Raw genomic sequence first — 17,830 nt, forward strand, 5'->3', positions numbered from 1 at the left:
TTACCCGTCGACGACACAGATCTGAAGCGCGCCACAGCCCTCTCCCGGAAGGATGGAGAGGGCATCCTAGCAGCACAGGATTGCTACGGCATCCTGCGGACTTTGGATAACCGGCTACAGTTTACGCTGCACCGCAGCGAGATCAGGCACCGTGATGACATGCTGCGGCGCAGCACCCTTGCCGAGGTCGCCTGCGATCAGGAACAGCTTCCCAATGCCTGCAGCCGCCCCCGCCTGCATATCCGAGATCTTGTCGCCAACGAATACCGCCTGCGCCGGATCAATCGAAAACTCCTCGATCGCCTTCAGCAGCATTCCAGGTTCGGGCTTTCGGCACAGGCATTCAATCTTGAATTCACCCTGGCCAGCCTGCGGATGATGCGGGCAGAACCACGTGCCCAGCAGCGGCGCGCCGGCCTGCCGCAACTGCTCGTGCTGCCAGTGCGTATAGTCGGTGAAGTCATCGACGCTGTAGAACCCACGTGCGATGCCGGCCTGGTTGGTCACCACCACAACCTGGTAGCCCAAACGCGCAGCATGGGCCAGCAGCGGCAGGATACCGGCGACCCACTCGGTACGCTCCGCGGTATGCACATAGCCGTGGTTGACGTTGATCACACCGTCCCGATCGAGGAACAGCACTGGGGTGCCAGGCCGCCGTGCGATCGGCCCGGCAACGAAGCCCGGCACGTTTGGCAGCACCGTCACTCGGCTGCTCCAAACAACGTCTGCGCCCGGTGGAAATCCTCCGGCACGCCGATGTCGATGAACGCAGCGGTCTCCACCAGCGCGCCGACCCGCCCAGCGGCAACGGCCGGTTCCAGCACCTGCTTTTCGAACGAGAAGGAGACTTCGTCCGGCAAGCTGTCCAGCACCCGGGCGCTGAGGAAGTAGCTGCCAGCGTTGATCAGGCCGGCACCACCTGGGCGCTTCTCATGGAAGCGCAGCACCCTGCCCTGCTCGACATCCACCGTGCCATAACGCGAGACATCATCCACCCGCGCAAGCGCGATCGACATCGGCAAGCCCTGTGCAGCCGCTTCCAGCGCAGCCGGCGTGTACTCGAGGTAGGTGTCGCCGTTGCAGACGTGCAGCCCCTCACCCTGCGCCAGCCGTGCCGCGGCGGCGATCGCGCCGCCGGTGCCAAGCGGGGTCTCTTCGCGCGAATACACCACGTCCATGCCGGCCCAGCGTACGCCGATGGTCTGCTCCACCACATCGCCCAGGTAGCCGGTCGCCAGGATCGCGCGACGCATGCCGGCGGCCGCATAGCGATCCAACAGATAGGCCAGGAACGGGCGTCCGGCCACCGGGGCCAGGGGCTTGGGCAGGTCGGGCACTTCGCTTCGCAGCCGGGTGCCGAAGCCGCCGGCCAGGATCAGGATCTCGTCGGCAGCCATGTCAGCGGGGAAACATCTCGCTTTCGATCAACGCGCACAGCAGGTGACCGATGAACTCGTGGCCTTCCTGGATGCGCGGCGTTTCGTTGGATGGCACGCGGAAACAGATATCGCAGCGATCCTTCATGTCGCCGCCATGTTCGCCAGTGAAGCCGATCACGCGCACGCCCTTGGCTTCGCAGGCTTCCAGCGCACGCATGATGTTCTTCGAACGGCCGGAGGTCGAAATCGCCACGAACACATCGCCTTCCTGGCCAAGTGCTTCGATCTGGCGAGCGAAAGTGTAGTCGTAGCCGTAGTCGTTGCCGATGGCGGTCAGGATCGAGGTGTCGGTGGTCAGCGCGATCGCCGGCAGGCCCGGACGGTCGTAGTAGAAACGGCTGACCAGTTCACCTGCCCAGTGCTGCGCATCAGCGGCACTGCCACCGTTACCGGCGAAGAGAATCTTGCGACCGGCCTTCAGCGCGTCCACGCACAGCGCCACTGCCTGCTCGATCTGCGACGCCAGCGCCGCATCGGCCGACATGCGCTGGAAGTTCTCGAGAGTCTTGCCGAACTCGGCCTTGATGAAGTCGTTCATCCGATTTTCCATGCCGTTGCACCTTGGTGGGTGAAGTGTGTATCAAAAACGGTGCCGCCAGCGCCCGCGAGCGCGCGCACCAGGTCGATCCGATGTGCCGGATCGCAGAGGAACATCATGAAGCCACCACCGCCGGCGCCGGAGACCTTGGTCGCGCGCGCGCCGTGGCGCATCGCCAGCGCTTCGATCTCATCGATCATCGGGTTGGAGATGCTGCTGGCGCTCAGCTTCTTGGCTTCCCAGCCAGACTGCATTACCTGCGCCAGCCGCTCGAAATCGCCACGCAACAGCGCTTCCTTCATCTGGCTTGCTTCGACCTTCAGCCGATGCATCGCATCGAGCGAACTGGCCTTGCCTTCCTTGATGTTGCGCGACTGCTCGTCGATGATCTTAGCCGATGCGCGCGACACGCCGGTGAAGTACAGCACCAGCCCTGCCTCAAGCTCGGACCAGATCCAGTCCTTGATCCGCAGCGGGTTCACGATCACCCGGTCGGCATCGTAGAACTCCATGAAATTGAAGCCACCGAAGGCGGCCGCGTATTGGTCTTGCTTGCCACCCGACAGTTGCAGGTCGACACGCTCGATCCGGTAGGCAAGCTGAGCGATTTCATATTCGCCCAATGGCAGCGCGAAATACTCCGCAAACGCAGTGACCAAGGCTACGACCATCGTCGAAGACGAACCCAGACCGGAGCCCGGAGGGGCATCGGAATGCGCGCGGACGCGGATCGCCGGGCGCTGATCCTCAAGATAGTCGCTGCAGATGCGCAGATAAACACCCTTCATCAACTGCAACGGTCCCGGATCGGCGACAACAGAATCCGGATCCAGACGCTCGCAAGCACTGGCGTCCTGCGCGTGGAATTCCACTTTCCCATCCGGTGAAGCGTCCAAGGTCGCGTAGGCGAACTTGTCGATGGTGACGTTCATGACGAATCCGCCGTATTGGTCGCAGAACGGCGATACATCAGTGCCGCCACCAGCAAGGCCAAGGCGCAGCGGCGCGCGCGATCGGACGATCATCCCTTCTTCTCCGTATCAAATGCTGATTCCAAGGCCTTTCCCAACGCCTCGCGCGAGAAGCGCGCGCGGCAGTATGCAGCGGCAGACTGTGACCGCTCGCGCCAGACGATGTCGTCGTCGAGCAGGGCCACCAGAGACGCCGCAAGCGAGGCCGGATCATTGGAGATGTCGGCGACAGCCTCCAAGCCGTTCAACCCCTGCGCTCCGACCTCCGTGGTGACCAAGGGAAGGCCCTGCTGCATCGCTTCAACAACCTTGCCCTTCACCCCTGCGCCAACGCGCAGAGGTACTACGGCGACACGAGCGGCGGCATAGCGCCGGACCAGCTCCTCGTCCGAAACGAAACCGGTTACTTCCACATGCGGTCCTGCAAGAGCGCGCACAGCATCAGTGGGATTCGATCCCACCAGGGAGACCTTCACGCCGGGATGCCGATCCCAGACGAGTGGCATGATCGATTCAACCAGCCACTGGGCGGCGTCAACGTTGGGACCGTGGGCGAAGCCGGCGACGAACAGAATGCCAGCACGCAATGCCGGCTCCGCCGTTTCGTTGAACTCGTCAAACGCATACGGCAGGATCGCTTGGACGTCAACGTCCGGAGCCAACTCTCGGACAGCATCTGCCTCCTCCTCCGAGGGATAGAGGACGCGATCGACCGCAGCCCAGATCCGGCGCTCCAGCTGCTCCATCTTTCGCGCGTCCGAGTCACTCGACCCAGCGCGCTGCGCTTCCATTTCCATGCGGCGGAAATGCAGATCGTGTCCGTAATAGACCGCGCGCACGTTCGGCATGCGCTGCACTGCGTCGATATAGTGCTCGGAAATGTGCGGTCGTGACAGCATCACCGTGCGCACATGCGGGTTCTCCTGCAGGTAGCGTGCAAAGCCACCCACCCATTGCCCGCCGTACATGACCTCCACACCACGAGCCTGCAGCGGCGGCGTGTAATCCGGGTCGTAGTAAAGATTGTCGGGCCAGAACTTGACGACGCATCCACGCGCAAGCAGCGCATCAATGAATGCGATCATCGTCCGCGAGCCGGCATCTCGATCGGGTTGCGGCACGTAATGATCCACGATCAGCACCGTCTCCTTTTTCCAGGCACGGTCTCGGGCGAGCACCACGTGCTCACCGTTGGGTTCGTGCAATGCCAGGTCGTCCTGCCAGCGCTCGCGGAGTTTCTTCTGATTGGCCACCTGGTAGGCCTTGATCCCGCTACCGGTATCGGTGCCGTGGGAAATGCCCTCGTAATGCACCACTTCCGAGGTCGGGCAGTAGTAGAGCTGGTAGCCGGCCTTGCGCACGCGGAATGCCAGGTCCGAATCCTCGCAGTACGCCGGCACGAACTCAGGATCGAAACCACCCAGTTCACGCAGCAGAGCACTGGGAATGAGCAGGCTTGCACCGCTGCAGTAATCCGCTGGGCGCAGATAGTTGTATTGGCTTGCCGCCGGGTTATCGAGGCGGCCGTAGTTCCAGGCCGAGCCATCGCGCCAGATGATGCCACCTGCTTCCTGCAGACGGCCGTCGGGGTAGACCAGTTTGGAACCGACCATGCCGCAGTCCGGCATACGCTGGAATACGTCCAGCATCTGATCCATCCAGCCCGGACGTACTTCGGTGTCGTTGTTAAGGAAATAGGTATATCGGCCGCGCGCCAGTTCCAATGCCTGGTTGCAGGACAGCAGGAAGCCGAGATTCTTCGGGTTGTGGTGGAAGCGCAGGCCCGGCACCGGCACCAGCTTCTCGATCTCCTGATCGCCGGAAGCATCCTCCAGGACAAGCACCTCGTAGGTCGCCCGCGGCGGATTGTCAGCGATCGAACGCAGGCATGCCAGCGTGTGCGGCAGATTCCCATAGGTCGGAATCACGATGCTCACGTCAGGTGACTCGAACACTGGGAAAGACAACGCCTTGAGGATCTCGTCGGCATCTTCAATCACGGCCGGGAGCGCCAAGTCTTCCGGGGGCTGGACCTGCACCCTGTCATGTCGAAGCAGCCAGTTGCGTACCGGGCGCGCCAATGGAGCAAGCGCCGGATGGCGAGCGAGACCGCTCGCCCGCAGCGTGTTCATGATGGCAGGAACGTCACCGCGCACAAGACGCGAAACAAAGCGAAGTGGCCGAGTGATTCTCCACGACTTGGATTCAAGCACTTTTGCGAGGGATTCGTTCAGGCTGACCAGCTGCTGGTCGTAGTCCGCAATGACACGCTGGATCTCCAAAGATGAGGGCGCGCCCTGCGTAGAAGCTCCAATCAGACCAGCGCGAAGTTGCAGTTCACGACTTCGGGAGGATCGCACCGCCATCGCTTCATGTGCCTCCTCCAGTAGCCTGTGCAGTTCCGCAGCCTTCACCTCTGCCTGATGACGGACATCCGAGAGACGTTCAATCGCCTCATCCTTCTCCTTCTCCAACGCACTCAGCTGCTCCTCAAGCTCAACCTGCCGCTGCTCGAACTCGACCTGCCGCTTCTCAAACTCGACCTGCTGCTCGACCAATCGCTGGTTCTCACTGCTGAGCTGTTCGATCTGCGAGCGCAGCAAACCATGTTGGTTACGCCCCCCAGTCTCCTGGACAATCTGATCCAGTTCGAGCGCCCAACGCGTGCGGTCGTCGAACTCCCCTTCCAGACGTTGGTAATCTGCACGTGATTTCTGCAGCTCCCCTTCAAGCGAACGGGCCCATGCGATGACCTCTTCGCGCTCACCGTCCAATCCTTGCGCCCAGCGTGCAATGTCATGCTGGCGGGCGTAGAGGTCTTCAGCCTCGGTGTAAAGGATGGATGCGGGAAGTTCCGGCAGCAACGAGGCATCGGCGGCGGCCACCACAACGAAGTACACCGCATCCGGGATATTGGCTGCACGCAGTTCAACAGCCTCCCCGGTGTCCGTCAGCGCCTGATAGCTGTCTTGGCGGGAAACGCCATCTAGCGGGGTGATGGTCGAGCAGACCGCCATCCGATGGCCGCTCAGGCGCGATGCGGGAAAGTGCCGGGACACCAGTGACTGGAATTCTGCGAGATAGAGCTCCTTGACGTGGAAATCGTTGTGATATCCCGCACGATCAGAGTAGACCTCCTTGTTCGGGGAAGACATCACAAGAATGCCGTCTGGGCGCAGTACGCGGCGGATTTCCGCCATCATCTCTTCCTGCTCGAGCAGGTGTTCGATGGTTTCGAAGGAAACAACCACGTCCACGCTGTCATCGCCAAGCGGAATCGATGCAGCCGAGCCTTCCATATAGCTGAGGTTACTGCCATTCGCGTAACGTGCAGATGCATGGCTGATGGCTTCAGCGGATATATCAACACCAATCACCGACCGCGCGCGCGACGCAAGCATAGCGCTGCCGTACCCCTCACCGCTGGCGACATCCAGCACGTCTTTTCCACTGACCAGAGGCAGGCACCAAGCATAACGGTGGAGATGCTCCTGCCTGATCACGCCCTGTTCGGTAGGCACGAAACGCTCACCGGTAAACTCGATCATCACGACTCCTTGGAAACTTCAATGGCCAGCATCGGCAGTCCGACCAGGCCAAAGCGCATCGTTTCATCCATCGCGCGGAACTCGAGCGCATCATGGATCCAGTGCTGCTGGGTATGGTCATGCTGATCGCCTGAAGCAACGGCAGCGTCGACCATGTAAGAACCGGAGGGCATGATTGGCATGCGGAACAGGAATGAGCCAACCACCACATCACCCGGCTGACCTCCAACCGGCGCCTCCTTGCAGGCGAAATAGCTGTTGTCGCCGAACAGCCGCTGCCCCAGCCGGTCCTTGACGTAGAAGCCAATGATCAGGCTGTCCAGCGCCTGCTCCAGGGATACGCGGATCTGGAGCCGGACCAACTCGCCTCCCTCTAGCATCAGCAGGGGATTGCCGTCCGAATCAAGCATTCGCACGTCGATGATCCGTGCACCCTGAGCACCGAATTCCTGCCCCACATTTTCAGGATCGAACTCGAACAGTGCGATGCGGTTACGCACACCCTCTTCAAGCAGCGCCTGTTGGCGGAAGTCCGCCGCGCTTGCGTCAGCGCGGCGCGGCGCCTTGCGCGTCACCACGACCTCTTCATTGCCCACTTCACGCCGCCCCACCACGTGCTGCTCGGTCATGTAGGCTTCGACCACCTCCTGCGAGGTGCCGGACAGGCGCATGCGGCCGTTCTGCAACCACACGGCGTTCTCGCACAGGTTGGTGACGGCAGCCGCATCATGGCTGACAAACAACAGCGTGCCGGTCTTCTGGAACTCCCGCAGGAAGCGCATGCACTTCTGGGAGAAAAAGGCATCACCGACTGCCAGTGCTTCGTCAATGATCAAGATGTCAGCGTCAACATGGGCGATCACCGCAAAGGCCAGACGCACCGACATGCCGCTGGAGTAGCTGCGCACCGGCTGATCAATGAACTCACCGATGTCGGCGAAGGCCAGGATGCTCTCCAGGCGCTGGTCGATCTGCGCACGGGTGAGGCCAAGGATGGTGGCGTTGAGATAGACGTTCTCGCGGCCGGTGAACTCGGGGTTGAAGCCACTGCCCAGTTCGAGCAGCGCGGCCACGCGCCCCTTCACGGTGATGTTGCCCTCGGTGGGATTGAGGGTGCCGGCGATCATCTGGAGGAGGGTCGATTTGCCCGAGCCGTTGCGGCCGACAATGCCCACTGTCTGGCCACGACGGATCGAGAAGCTCACGTCACGCAGCGCCCAGAAATCCTTGTAGAAGGACTTGCGCTTGCCAGCCAGCGCCTGCCACAAGCGGTGCGAAGGACGTTCGTACATGTGGTACGACTTGCCGACCCCTTTGACCTCGATGACGGTCTCGGCCACGGCGACTTCAGAGGACATCGGCAAACCCCACGCGCAGCTTGTTGAACAGGCGATGGCCAATGACGGCCACCACGCAGGCGATGAGGGTGTACAGACCCAGCCCAGCCCAATCTGGCAGGCGGCCCCAGATCACCACTTCGCGCACCTGGTTGATGATGAAGGTCAGCGGATTGAGTTCGAACACGATGCGGTAGCTGGCCGGCACCGACTCAACCGGAATGATCGCCGAGGACAGGAACAGCATCGCAGCTGCGATGACGCCGGCGATCTGCCCGATGTCGCGCAGGTACACACCCAGTGCCGAGGTAATCCAACCAATGCCGACCGTCAGGATCACCAGCGGCAACACCACAACCGGCAACAGCACCGCGGTGGGATGGATGCTGCCCTTGACGCACAGGTACAGCAGCAGCAGCACGACCATGTTCATCAGCAGATGGAACAACGCCGACAGCGTCATGCTCCACACCAGGATATCCAGCGGGAACACCACGCGCTTGACGTAGCTGGTGTTGCTGACGATCAACTGCGGCGCACGGGTAAAGCACTCAGCGAAGAAGCCATGCACGGTAAGGCCCGCGAACAGGATCAACGCGAAATCGGTGGTGGACCCGGTCGATCCGGGCCAGCGTCCCTTCATGATGAAGCCAAAGGCCATGGTGTAGACCAGCAGCATCAGGAACGGGCTGATCAGCGACCACAGCAGTCCGAAGCTGGCACCGCGATAACGCCCAAGGACTTCACGCTGGGTCAGTTCGAAGGTAAGCGAACGATGCTTCCCGAAGACCGAGAGAATGCTCATGCTCAGCGGTTCCCGCCCAGCGCCCTTTCCAGATCCACCTGCAGATCCCCCAGCTCCTCCACACCCACGCTCAGCCGCACCAGCGCATCACTGATCCCCAGCTGCTCCCGACGCGCCACGGGAATCGAAGCATGCGTCATCACCGCCGGATGGTTCACCAGGCTTTCCACGCCGCCCAGCGACTCGGCCAGGGTGAACAGCTCGGTCTTCTCGCAGAAGCGCTTGGCCGCCTCGAACCCGCCCTTCAGCACGATCGAGACGATGCCACCGAAGCCGGCCATCTGCTTGCCGGCCAGCTCATGCTGCGGGTGCGAGGGCAGGCCCGGGTAGATCACTTTTTCCACAGCCGGGTGCTTTTCCAGCCACTGCGCCAGCGCCAGCGCGTTGGCGCAGTGTGCCTTCATCCGCAGCGGCAGGGTCTTCAGGCCGCGCAGGGCCAGGAAGCTGTCGAACGGCCCCTGCACACCACCTACCGAGTTCTGCAGGAACGCCATCTGCTCGGCCAGGTCGGCATCATCGCCGACCACGACCATGCCGCCGACCATGTCCGAGTGACCGTTGAGGTACTTGGTGGCCGAATGCAGGACCAGGTCCGCGCCCAGCTCCAGCGGGCGCTGCAGCATCGGCGAGGCAAAGGTGTTGTCGACCACCACGATCAGGCCGTGGCGCTTGGCAATGGCGGCCACCGCAGCGATGTCGACGATCTTCAGCATCGGGTTGGTCGGGGTCTCGATCCACACCATCTTCGTCTTCGGCGTGATGGCAGCTTCAAATGCCGCCAGATCGGTCAGGTCGACGAAGCTGAAGTCCAGCCCGGCGGTGCGGCGGCGCACGCGCTCGAACAGGCGGAAGCTGCCGCCGTAGATATCGTCCATCGCCACCACGTGGCTGCCGGCGTCCAGCAGCTCGATCACGGTCGAGCTGGCCGCCATGCCGGAAGCAAAGGCGAAGCCGCGGGTACCGCCTTCCAGCGAGGCCACGCAGCGCTCATAGGCGAAGCGGGTCGGGTTGTGGGTACGCGAGTACTCGAAGCCCTGGTGCTCGCCCGGGCTGGACTGGGCATAGGTCGAGGTGGCGTAGATCGGCGGCATCACCGCACCGGTGCTGGGATCGGGCGACTGGCCACCGTGGATGGCCAGCGTGGCCAGGGCCAGCGCGCGGTCGGGCGAAGAGGAGTTGGACATGTCGTTTCCTGAATGGCGCCGACGTGCGGCGCCGTCAAAGGATCGGGAGTCTATCAGCGCAGCCTTAACAAGCTTTGACGCAAATAAACCGGAATTCAGTGGCGATCTGCAGCGATCCGCGGCTTACTGCACGCGACGGCGCAGATAGTTCAGCAGGTCGATGCGGGTGATCAGGCCGAGGAAGGCGTCACCGTCCATCACGATCGCCACCTGGCCGCGGTCGAACACCGGCAGCAGGGCCTCGATCGGCGACTTCACGTCCAGCCGGTCCAGCTTGCTGACCATCGCGGTGGCCACGGTGTCGCGGAAGCGCGCTTCGTCGCCGTAGACATGCAGCAGCACGTCGCTTTCGTCGACGATGCCGACCAGCTGGTCACCGTCCATCACCGGCAGCTGCGACACGTCGTACAGCTTCATGCGCTGGTAGGCGGTGGTCAGCAGGTCGTTCGGACCGATCACCACGGTGTCGCGCTGGCCGTACGGGCGCAGGATCAGGTCGCGCAGGTCGCCGTGCTGCGGGCGCTGCAGGAAGCCGTTGTCCAGCATCCAGTAGTCGTTGTACATCTTCGACAGGTACTTGTTGCCGGTATCGCAGACCAGCACCAGCACCTTCTTCGGGGTGGTCTGCTCCTTGCAGTACTTCAGTGCCGCGGCCAGCAGGGTGCCGGTGGACGAACCGCCGAGGATGCCTTCCTTGCCCAGCAGCTCGCGCGCGGTATGGAAGCTCTCGGCATCGCTGATCGCATAAGCCTTCTTGACGCGGCTGAAGTCGGAAATCGACGGCAGGAAGTCCTCGCCGATGCCTTCCACCAGCCAGCTGCCCGACTTGTCGTTGAGCACGCCATCGTTGATGTATTCAGCAAGGATCGAGCCGACCGGATCGGCCAGCACCAGCTCGGTCTTCGGCGACAGCCTGGCGAACGCGCGCGACAGGCCGGTCATGGTGCCGGAGCTGCCGCAGCCGAACACGATGGCGTCGAGGTCGCCGCCCATCTGCTCGAGGATCTCCGGGCCGGTGCCGAACTCATGCGCGGCCGGGTTGTCCGGGTTGCCGAACTGGTTGATGAAGTAGGCACCCGGGGTCTGCTCGGCGATGGTCTTGGCCAGGTCCTGGTAGTACTCCGGGTGGCCCTTGGCGACGTCCGAACGGGTCAGGCGCACTTCGGCGCCCATCGCCTTCAGGTTGAAGATCTTTTCCCGGCTCATCTTGTCGGGAACAACCAGGATGAGCTTGTACCCCTTCTGCTGGGCCACCAGTGCCAGGCCCAGGCCGGTGTTGCCGGCGGTACCCTCGACCAGGGTCGCGCCCGGCTTCAGGTCACCCCGCTGCTCCGCCGCCTCGATCATCGACAGGCCGATGCGATCCTTGATCGATCCGCCCGGATTGGCGCTCTCCAGCTTCAGGTAGAGCTCGCAGACACCGGTGTCCAGGCGCTGGGCCTTGACGATCGGGGTCTGGCCGATGAGTTCGAGGACGGAAGAATGGATGGGCATTCGGAGGACTTTCGATTCGCGCCACGCAGGGCCGGACCGATGATTATCCGACGGATGGCGCTGAATGTCAGGTCGGCGCGGAGATGCCGCCCGCCGGCCCCGTAAAGGGATGCGGGCGGCCCCGGATCGACGAGGAGACCGGTACCGCCCGCATCGGTGAGTGGTGCCTGGAGACCAAGGCACCACCGCCTGTGGTGCCTTGGCGCGGCCGCCTCATCGGCGGTGCCGCGATGCCGGGGCAGAAGCGCCCGGCGGGCCATCGATGGCCGGGTCACGCCGTTCCGGGCGCGACGGAGTGCGTCAAAGCGTGGGGGACGTCGTTGGGAGCGGTGTTTCGTACATTCGCAGAAGACGTTGCTTGGCCAGCAGCTTCTCACGCTTCATGCGACCCAGGGTGACATCATCGATCGGGAGTACACCCAACTCCGCGTCCATGCACTTCTTGTTCAACTTGCGGTGCTGGTCATGGAGTGCCCTGAACTCCGGATCACGCGCGCGACGGGCGTCGATCTCGCTCTGGGGCTGATCTTCAAACATGATGGACCTCCTTCGACAGATACACGAACGCCCCGGCCGCAAGGCACGGGGCGTTGTTCATGGAGGAGTGCCGGTCGATGGCCACCTGGACGCCTGCAACGACCTGCGGCACTGGCCTGCGCACGTCGATCTGCTGCGGTTCGCGCCCTGCTTGCATCGGCCCGGCCCTCCCATCGTCCGGTCCGCGGCATTGCGTCCCGGACGATTGACCCTACGCCTGCTCAGGGCGGGGTACAAGACCCCTGCGACAAAAAGACCGAACCCCGCCGGGGCGGGGTTCAGGCTGAATGCTCATTGCAACGAAAAACAAACAATATCAATGCATTACGGCGCGATGATGACCTCGGCCGAGCGCGCCCGGGTGGACGGAGCCTTCTTGCCGCTGACCTGGATGCGGTTACTGGCGACACCGGCCGCGACCAGGGCGTCGCGCAACGCTTCGGCACGCTTCTGGCCCACGCCGTTGGCACTGTCGTAGGCCTCGATGCGCAGGCGGCCTTTCTTGCCGATGTTCAGGTACTCGGCGAGCGCCTTGGCCTGGTTGCGGGCGCCGCCAGACAGGCTGGACGCACCTGCAGCGAACGCGTCGCCCCCGAAGGTGAAGACCTCACCGCGCGCATCGAACTTCGAACCCGGCAGCTTCTGGCCCGACACCAGCTCGGCCTCCTCGCGGGCCAGCTTGGCGGCGTTCTGCTGGGCGGCGCTGAGGCGCTGCTGCTGCTTGCCGGCCACGCTGGTCAGGGCGTTTTCGGCGTCCTGGCGGGCCAGGGTTTCGGCCTCGGCGGCCTGGCGCAGGCGTTCAGCTTCCTCGGCCTGCATCTGCGCCTGCATGCGCAGCTGTTCGGCTTCCTGGCGGGCACGGGCGGCATCGCGGCGGCTGGCCTCGATCAGCAGGTCGCTGCGGGTGCGCTCCAGGCGGTCGACCTCGCGGGCGGCCAGCGCAGTGCGCACTGCGGTCTCGGCAATCTCCACCCGGCGCTCGGCCAGGTAGGTGGCCAGCTCCTGGTCACGGCGCTTGGCCTTGTCCAGGGTCGCGATGGCCTGCTGCGCCTGCATGCGCTCGAAGGCGCCCAGCTCAGCGGTATCCGGGTTGGCCTGGATGGCCATCAGGCGCTGGCTCAGCTGCGCCACCATCGGGTTGTCGGCGGCCACGGCCAGGGTCGGCAGCGCCAGCAGCGCGGCCAGGGTTGCGGCGGTCATCGGCTTCACCGGCGGTCCTCCCCGGTCGACAGCTGGCGTTGCAGCTGGTTGACCTCGTTGCGGCGCAGCTGCAGCTGCGCGCTGACGGTGGCTTCCTCGCTGCGGACGCGGGCCAGGTCGGCATCGGCGGCGGCGCGCAGGGCCATTGCCGGCGCATTCTTGCGCTCGCGGCGGTCGCCTGCGGCGCGCTGGGCCTGCTCCAGCCCCTGCCGGGCCAGCCCGATCAGGTCCGGGGCGTACTGGTCGGCATCGGCCTGGGTGGCCTTGTCGACCGCCTGCCGGGCCTGCGCCAGTTCCAGGGCGGCGTCCTGCGCCCAGGCGGGGGCAGACAGTGCGAATGCAAACGCCATCACATACAGGCCATGGCGCATTCGTGCGAAGCTAAGTCGTTTCATTGGGGAGGCCGTACCGGTTGTCGGTTCGCGGCCATTGTCGTCAAGCCGACACCGTGCTGGCAACGGGCGTCGGCCGTTTCGTTGGGGAAAATTCGCAATGGATATCGGCTACTTCCTGAAGCTGATGACCGAAAAGAACGCTTCGGACATGTTTTTGACCACCGGGGCACCGGTCTACATCAAGATCGAGGGGAAGCTCTATCCGCTGGGCAACACCGGCCTGCCGCCAGGCATGGTGAAGAAGATTGCCTACTCGCTGATGGACGAGGGCCAGGTGCCGCAGTTCGAGCGCGAGCTCGAGCTCAACATGGCCATCGCCCTGCCCGACGCCGGGCGCTTCCGCGTCAACGTGTTCAAGCAGCGGGGTGAGGTCGGCATGGTCATCCGCGCCATCCGCAGCCGGATCCCGAGCATCGAGGAGCTGAACCTTCCGCAGGTGCTGAAGGACGTCATCATGACCCCGCGCGGGCTGGTGCTGGTGGTGGGGTCCACCGGCTCCGGCAAGTCCACCTCGCTGGCGTCAATGATCGACCACCGCAACAGCACCACCACCGGTCACATCCTCACCATCGAGGACCCGATCGAGTACCTGCACAAGCACAAGATGTCGATCGTCAACCAGCGCGAGGTCGGCCTGGACACCCATGCCTTCCACAACGCGCTGAAGAACGCGATGCGCGAAGCGCCGGACGTGATCCTGATCGGCGAGATCCTGGATGCGGAAACGATGGAGGCGGCGATCGCCTTCGCCGAGACCGGCCACCTGTGCCTGGCGACCCTGCACTCCAACAACGCCGACCAGACCATCGAGCGCATCCTCAACTTCTTCCCGGAAAGCGCGCACAAGAACGTGCTGATGAACCTGGCGCTGAACCTGCGCGCAGTGATCAGCCAGCGCCTGGTGAAGAACAAGGAGGGCCGACGCCTGCCGGCCACCGAGGTGCTGATCAACACGCCGATGATCCGCGACCTGCTGCGCCGCGGCCAGGTGCACGAAATCAAGGCCGCGATGGAAGCCTCGCTGGAAGAAGGCATGGAGAGCTTCGACCAGTGCCTGTTCCGGCTGGCCAAGGCCGGCACCATCGAGCAGGAGGAAGCGCTGCGGGCGGCCGACTCGCGCGATGGCCTGGCCCTGAAGTTCCGCCTGTCCGAAGGCAGCAGCGGCGAGCACGACCCGTACGCGGACTTCTCGGCAGGCGCACCCAGCATCACCCACGGCTTCTGATCCCACGAAAAAGGGGACGGAGGGGATTAAGTCGTTTGTGCACTTGCGACTTAATCCCCTCCGTCCCCTTTTTCTGAAGAATTCAGGGGCGGTCTCATCCAATGAGACCCGTCATCCGTAGGTTTCCTCAATGGAAACCATCCGCAAGCTGGCCATTCTGGCCGATGCCGCCAAGTACGATGCCTCCTGCGCCTCCAGCGGCTCGGGCAAGCGCGATTCGCGCGCCAGTGGCGGTATCGGCAGCACCGAGGGCATGGGCATCTGCCACAGCTACACGCCCGATGGCCGCTGCGTGTCGTTGCTGAAGATCCTGCTGACCAACTTCTGCATTTACGACTGCGCCTATTGCGTGAACCGGGTCTCCAGCAACGTGGCCCGCGCGCGTTTCAGCGTGGACGAGGTGGTCACGCTCACCCTGGACTTCTACAAGCGCAACTACATCGAGGGCCTGTTCCTGTCCAGCGGCATCATCCGCAATGCGGACTACACCATGGAACAGATGGTGGAAGTGGCCCGGCAGTTGCGCGAAGAACACCGCTACGCCGGCTACATCCACCTCAAGACCATTCCCGAGGCCTCGCCGGAACTGCTGGCCAGTGCCGGGCGCTATGCCGACCGCCTGTCCATCAACGTGGAACTGCCCACCGAAGCCGGCCTGAGCGCCTTGGCGCCGGAGAAGACGGTGCATTCGATCCGTGGCGCGATGGGCGAACTGCGCTGGCGCATCGAGGAAGCCAAGGAAGCTCGCAAGGCCCCTGCAGCGGTGGCACCGACGGGCAGCCGCAGCGCTGGCCCGCGCCCTCCCCGTTTCGCACCGGCCGGGCAGAGCACCCAGATGATCGTCGGCGCGGACGGGGCAAACGATCAGCAGATCCTGGCCAGCGCCGACAGCCTGTACGGCAACTACCGCATGCGCCGGGTCTACTACTCCGCGTTCAGCCCGATTCCGGACGCCAGCCGGCAGCTGCCACTGCAGCCGCCACCGCTGCAGCGCGAACATCGCCTTTACCAGGCTGACTGGCTGCTGCGCTTCTACGGCTACGGCGTGGATGAGATTACCGATACCACCCAGGACGGCATGCTCGACCTGGATATCGACCCCAAGATGGCCTGGGCGATCCGCCATCCCGAGCGCTTTCCGGTCGATCTGAACCGGGCACCGAAGGAAATGCTGCTGCGCGTGCCCGGCCTTGGCGTGCGCAACGTCAAGCGCGTGCTGATGGCACGCCGCCACGGGCGGCTGCGCGTGGCCGACATCGCGCGCCTGAAAGCACCGATGAGCAAGCTGCTGCCGTTCGTGCTGCTGGCCGACCATCACCCGCGCAAAGCACTGGACGATCCGGCGGCGCTGCGCGCGCAGCTGGCTCCGCCTCCGCGCCAGGGTTCGCTGTTCGATGCCCCGTCTGCATCCTGACGCGCAGCGCTGGTCGCTGCGGGTGGATCCGCCGTGGTCGCTGCAGGCCTGGCGCGATGCTGCGCGCGAAGCGTTGCTGCGCGGCGTGGCCCCGCCTCAACTGGACTGGCTGGAAGGGAGCGACGCCTCGCTGCTGGATGCGCCGGCCGTGCAGCAGGCGCCGATACTTGCCGATGCCGGAGCACCCAACGTTCCACGTGACTTCCTGGAACTGGCGGCCACCTGCCTGTGCCATCGCGATCCCCAGCGCCTGGCCTTGCTGTATCGCCTGCTGTGGCGCATCGCCCATGGCGAGCGATCAGTGCTGAGCAACCCCGCCGACGCCGATGTCCTGCGCGCGACGGCCCTTGCCCAAGCCGTCCGCCGTGACACGCACAAGATGAAGGCATTCGTGCGCTTCCGCGAGGTGCCTGGCCAGCCTGATGCGTTCATCGCCTGGTTCGAGCCACAGCACCACATCGTCGACCGGGTCGCGCCGTTCTTCGCGCGTCGTTTCACCGGCATGCGCTGGGCCATCCTCACTCCTTCGCGCAGCGTCGCCTGGGATGGGCAGGCGCTTGCCTTCGGCCCCGGTGCACGGCGCGAGGATGCCCCGGCCGAGGATGCACGCGAGTCGCTGTGGCAGACCTACTACGCCAGCATCTTCAATCCGGCGCGACTCAACACTCGGATGATGATGCAGGAGATGCCGGCCAAGTACTGGCGCCATCTGCCTGAAGCACAGTTGCTGCCGCGCCTGGTGCGCGATGCAGCCGACCGCGTGCAGGAGATGCATGACCGGCCGGCGCAGGCACCTGCGCGGCGGGTGCCGGCGCGGGTGCTGCCGGCCGCGGCCGTGGATGGAAGCCTGGCGGCGCTGCGCGCGCAGGCCAGCACCTGCCAGCAGTGCCCGCTGTGGGAGCCGGCCACGCAGACCGTGTTCGGCCAAGGCCCGGCCGATGCGCGGGTGATGGTGGTGGGCGAGCAGCCCGGTGATGTGGAGGACCTGAGCGGTCGCCCGTTCGCCGGCCCGGCCGGACAACTGCTGGACCGTGCGCTGGCCGAGCTGGGCATCGACCGGGCAACGCTGTACCTAACCAACGCGGTGAAGCACTTCCACCACGAGCGGCGTGGCAAGGTGCGCCTGCACAAACGGCCAGAAAGCCGCCACGTGCATGCCTGCCGGCCCTGGCTGCTGGGCGAGATCGCGCGGGTGCGGCCGCAGCTGATCGTGTGCCTGGGGGCGACCGCCGCCGTGGCCGTGTTCGGGCGGGACTTCAGCCTGGCCCGTGATCGCGGGCGCTGGCACACGCTGGACGATGGCACCCGCGGCTATGCCACGGTGCACCCGGCGTGGGTGCTGCGGCAGGGCGATGACGCGCGCCGCGAGGCCGGCTATCGGCTGTTCCGCGAGGACCTGCGGCAGATGCTGGTGAATGCGCAGGCCGGCTGCGCGCGCGGGTAACTCCAGGGTCACACGCTTGGTCAAGTATCACGGCTTGCCCTCGTCGTTGCCGCGTGGCAGCGCTGTGCGGTACGCCGGCCTCGTCATGGATTGGACCTGCAATTCCGTATATCAGTGAGATCGATCCCGATCTGCTACGACCAGAAGTTCTATTCCGGTGCACAGGAATGGAAGCGACCTCTGGCTGACAGGCCTGTCCCTCATAGCATGGCGACAGACTAGGCGAAAGTCGCGATTTCCTTACGCTCGAGGCGAAAGGGACCAGCGAGGAGCAATAGACTGAAAGCCTCACGCAG

At 64.2% G+C, this 17,830-nt stretch carries 15 protein-coding genes; 3 read left to right on the top strand and 12 right to left on the bottom strand.

Annotated features, from left to right (window positions below):
• Positions 1-114: 114 nt before the first annotated feature.
• From AC5P9C_RS08260 to AC5P9C_RS08315, 12 genes are all read right to left on the bottom strand, one after another.
• Positions 115-708 (bottom strand): D-glycero-alpha-D-manno-heptose-1,7-bisphosphate 7-phosphatase, encoded by a 594-nt coding sequence (locus AC5P9C_RS08260; protein WP_495205144.1) that lies wholly within the window; start codon positions 706-708, stop codon positions 115-117.
• Complete coding sequence (locus tag AC5P9C_RS08265) at positions 705-1,400, bottom strand: sugar phosphate nucleotidyltransferase (RefSeq protein WP_495205145.1); 696 nt, start codon at positions 1,398-1,400, stop codon at positions 705-707. The genes AC5P9C_RS08260 and AC5P9C_RS08265 overlap by 4 nt, the downstream gene beginning before the upstream one ends.
• Position 1,401: 1 nt before the next feature.
• On the bottom strand, positions 1,402-1,980 hold the full coding sequence (locus tag AC5P9C_RS08270) for a D-sedoheptulose-7-phosphate isomerase (protein ID WP_235642260.1): 579 nt from the start codon (positions 1,978-1,980) through the stop codon (positions 1,402-1,404).
• Positions 1,977-3,005: a GHMP family kinase ATP-binding protein gene (locus AC5P9C_RS08275; RefSeq protein WP_414615203.1), complete on the bottom strand. Its 1,029-nt coding sequence runs from the start codon at positions 3,003-3,005 to the stop codon at positions 1,977-1,979. The genes AC5P9C_RS08270 and AC5P9C_RS08275 overlap by 4 nt, the downstream gene beginning before the upstream one ends.
• The gene (locus tag AC5P9C_RS08280; protein WP_495205146.1) at positions 3,002-6,499 is read right to left on the bottom strand and encodes a glycosyltransferase; all 3,498 of its coding nucleotides are present in this window, start codon (positions 6,497-6,499) and stop codon (positions 3,002-3,004) included. Before AC5P9C_RS08280 ends, AC5P9C_RS08275 begins: the two co-directional genes overlap by 4 nt.
• Entirely contained in the window at positions 6,499-7,857 is a 1,359-nt protein-coding gene (locus AC5P9C_RS08285; RefSeq protein WP_164688237.1) for an ABC transporter ATP-binding protein, read from the bottom strand. Before AC5P9C_RS08285 ends, AC5P9C_RS08280 begins: the two co-directional genes overlap by 1 nt.
• The gene (locus tag AC5P9C_RS08290) at positions 7,847-8,641 is read right to left on the bottom strand and encodes an ABC transporter permease (protein ID WP_053497939.1); all 795 of its coding nucleotides are present in this window, start codon (positions 8,639-8,641) and stop codon (positions 7,847-7,849) included. The genes AC5P9C_RS08285 and AC5P9C_RS08290 overlap by 11 nt, the downstream gene beginning before the upstream one ends.
• A gap of 2 nt (positions 8,642-8,643) precedes the next feature.
• Positions 8,644-9,825, bottom strand: coding sequence for a cystathionine gamma-synthase (locus AC5P9C_RS08295; RefSeq protein ID WP_164688236.1), 1,182 nt, complete (start codon positions 9,823-9,825; stop codon positions 8,644-8,646).
• A 123-nt stretch (positions 9,826-9,948) separates the two neighbouring features.
• Entirely contained in the window at positions 9,949-11,319 is a 1,371-nt protein-coding gene (locus tag AC5P9C_RS08300) for a pyridoxal-phosphate dependent enzyme (RefSeq protein ID WP_049416902.1), read from the bottom strand.
• A gap of 300 nt (positions 11,320-11,619) precedes the next feature.
• A complete protein-coding gene (locus tag AC5P9C_RS08305) occupies positions 11,620-11,856 on the bottom strand; it encodes an HP1242/YdcH family protein (protein ID WP_005407964.1) in 237 nt (78 codons plus the stop codon).
• Between the two features lie 324 nt (positions 11,857-12,180).
• Positions 12,181-13,065, bottom strand: a complete 885-nt coding sequence (locus AC5P9C_RS08310) for an OmpA family protein (RefSeq protein WP_103281987.1) — start codon at positions 13,063-13,065, stop codon at positions 12,181-12,183.
• Positions 13,062-13,427, bottom strand: a complete 366-nt coding sequence (locus tag AC5P9C_RS08315) for a DUF4398 domain-containing protein (RefSeq protein WP_019660954.1) — start codon at positions 13,425-13,427, stop codon at positions 13,062-13,064. Before AC5P9C_RS08315 ends, AC5P9C_RS08310 begins: the two co-directional genes overlap by 4 nt.
• 121 nt (positions 13,428-13,548) lie before the next feature.
• Here AC5P9C_RS08315 and AC5P9C_RS08320 point away from each other — a divergent pair, with 121 nt between their 5' ends.
• The 3 genes from AC5P9C_RS08320 (at position 13,549) to AC5P9C_RS08330 (ending at position 17,534) form a co-directional block, all read left to right on the top strand.
• Positions 13,549-14,676, top strand: coding sequence for a PilT/PilU family type 4a pilus ATPase (locus AC5P9C_RS08320; RefSeq protein WP_049416904.1), 1,128 nt, complete (start codon positions 13,549-13,551; stop codon positions 14,674-14,676).
• Positions 14,677-14,806: 130 nt separating this feature from the next.
• The gene (locus AC5P9C_RS08325; protein WP_182068320.1) at positions 14,807-16,090 is read left to right on the top strand and encodes a putative DNA modification/repair radical SAM protein; all 1,284 of its coding nucleotides are present in this window, start codon (positions 14,807-14,809) and stop codon (positions 16,088-16,090) included.
• Entirely contained in the window at positions 16,071-17,534 is a 1,464-nt protein-coding gene (locus AC5P9C_RS08330) for a UdgX family uracil-DNA binding protein (protein ID WP_414615332.1), read from the top strand. The genes AC5P9C_RS08325 and AC5P9C_RS08330 overlap by 20 nt, the downstream gene beginning before the upstream one ends.
• Positions 17,535-17,830 lie beyond the last annotated feature (296 nt).

Source organism: Stenotrophomonas sp. YJH_SMC_10, from assembly GCF_059371555.1.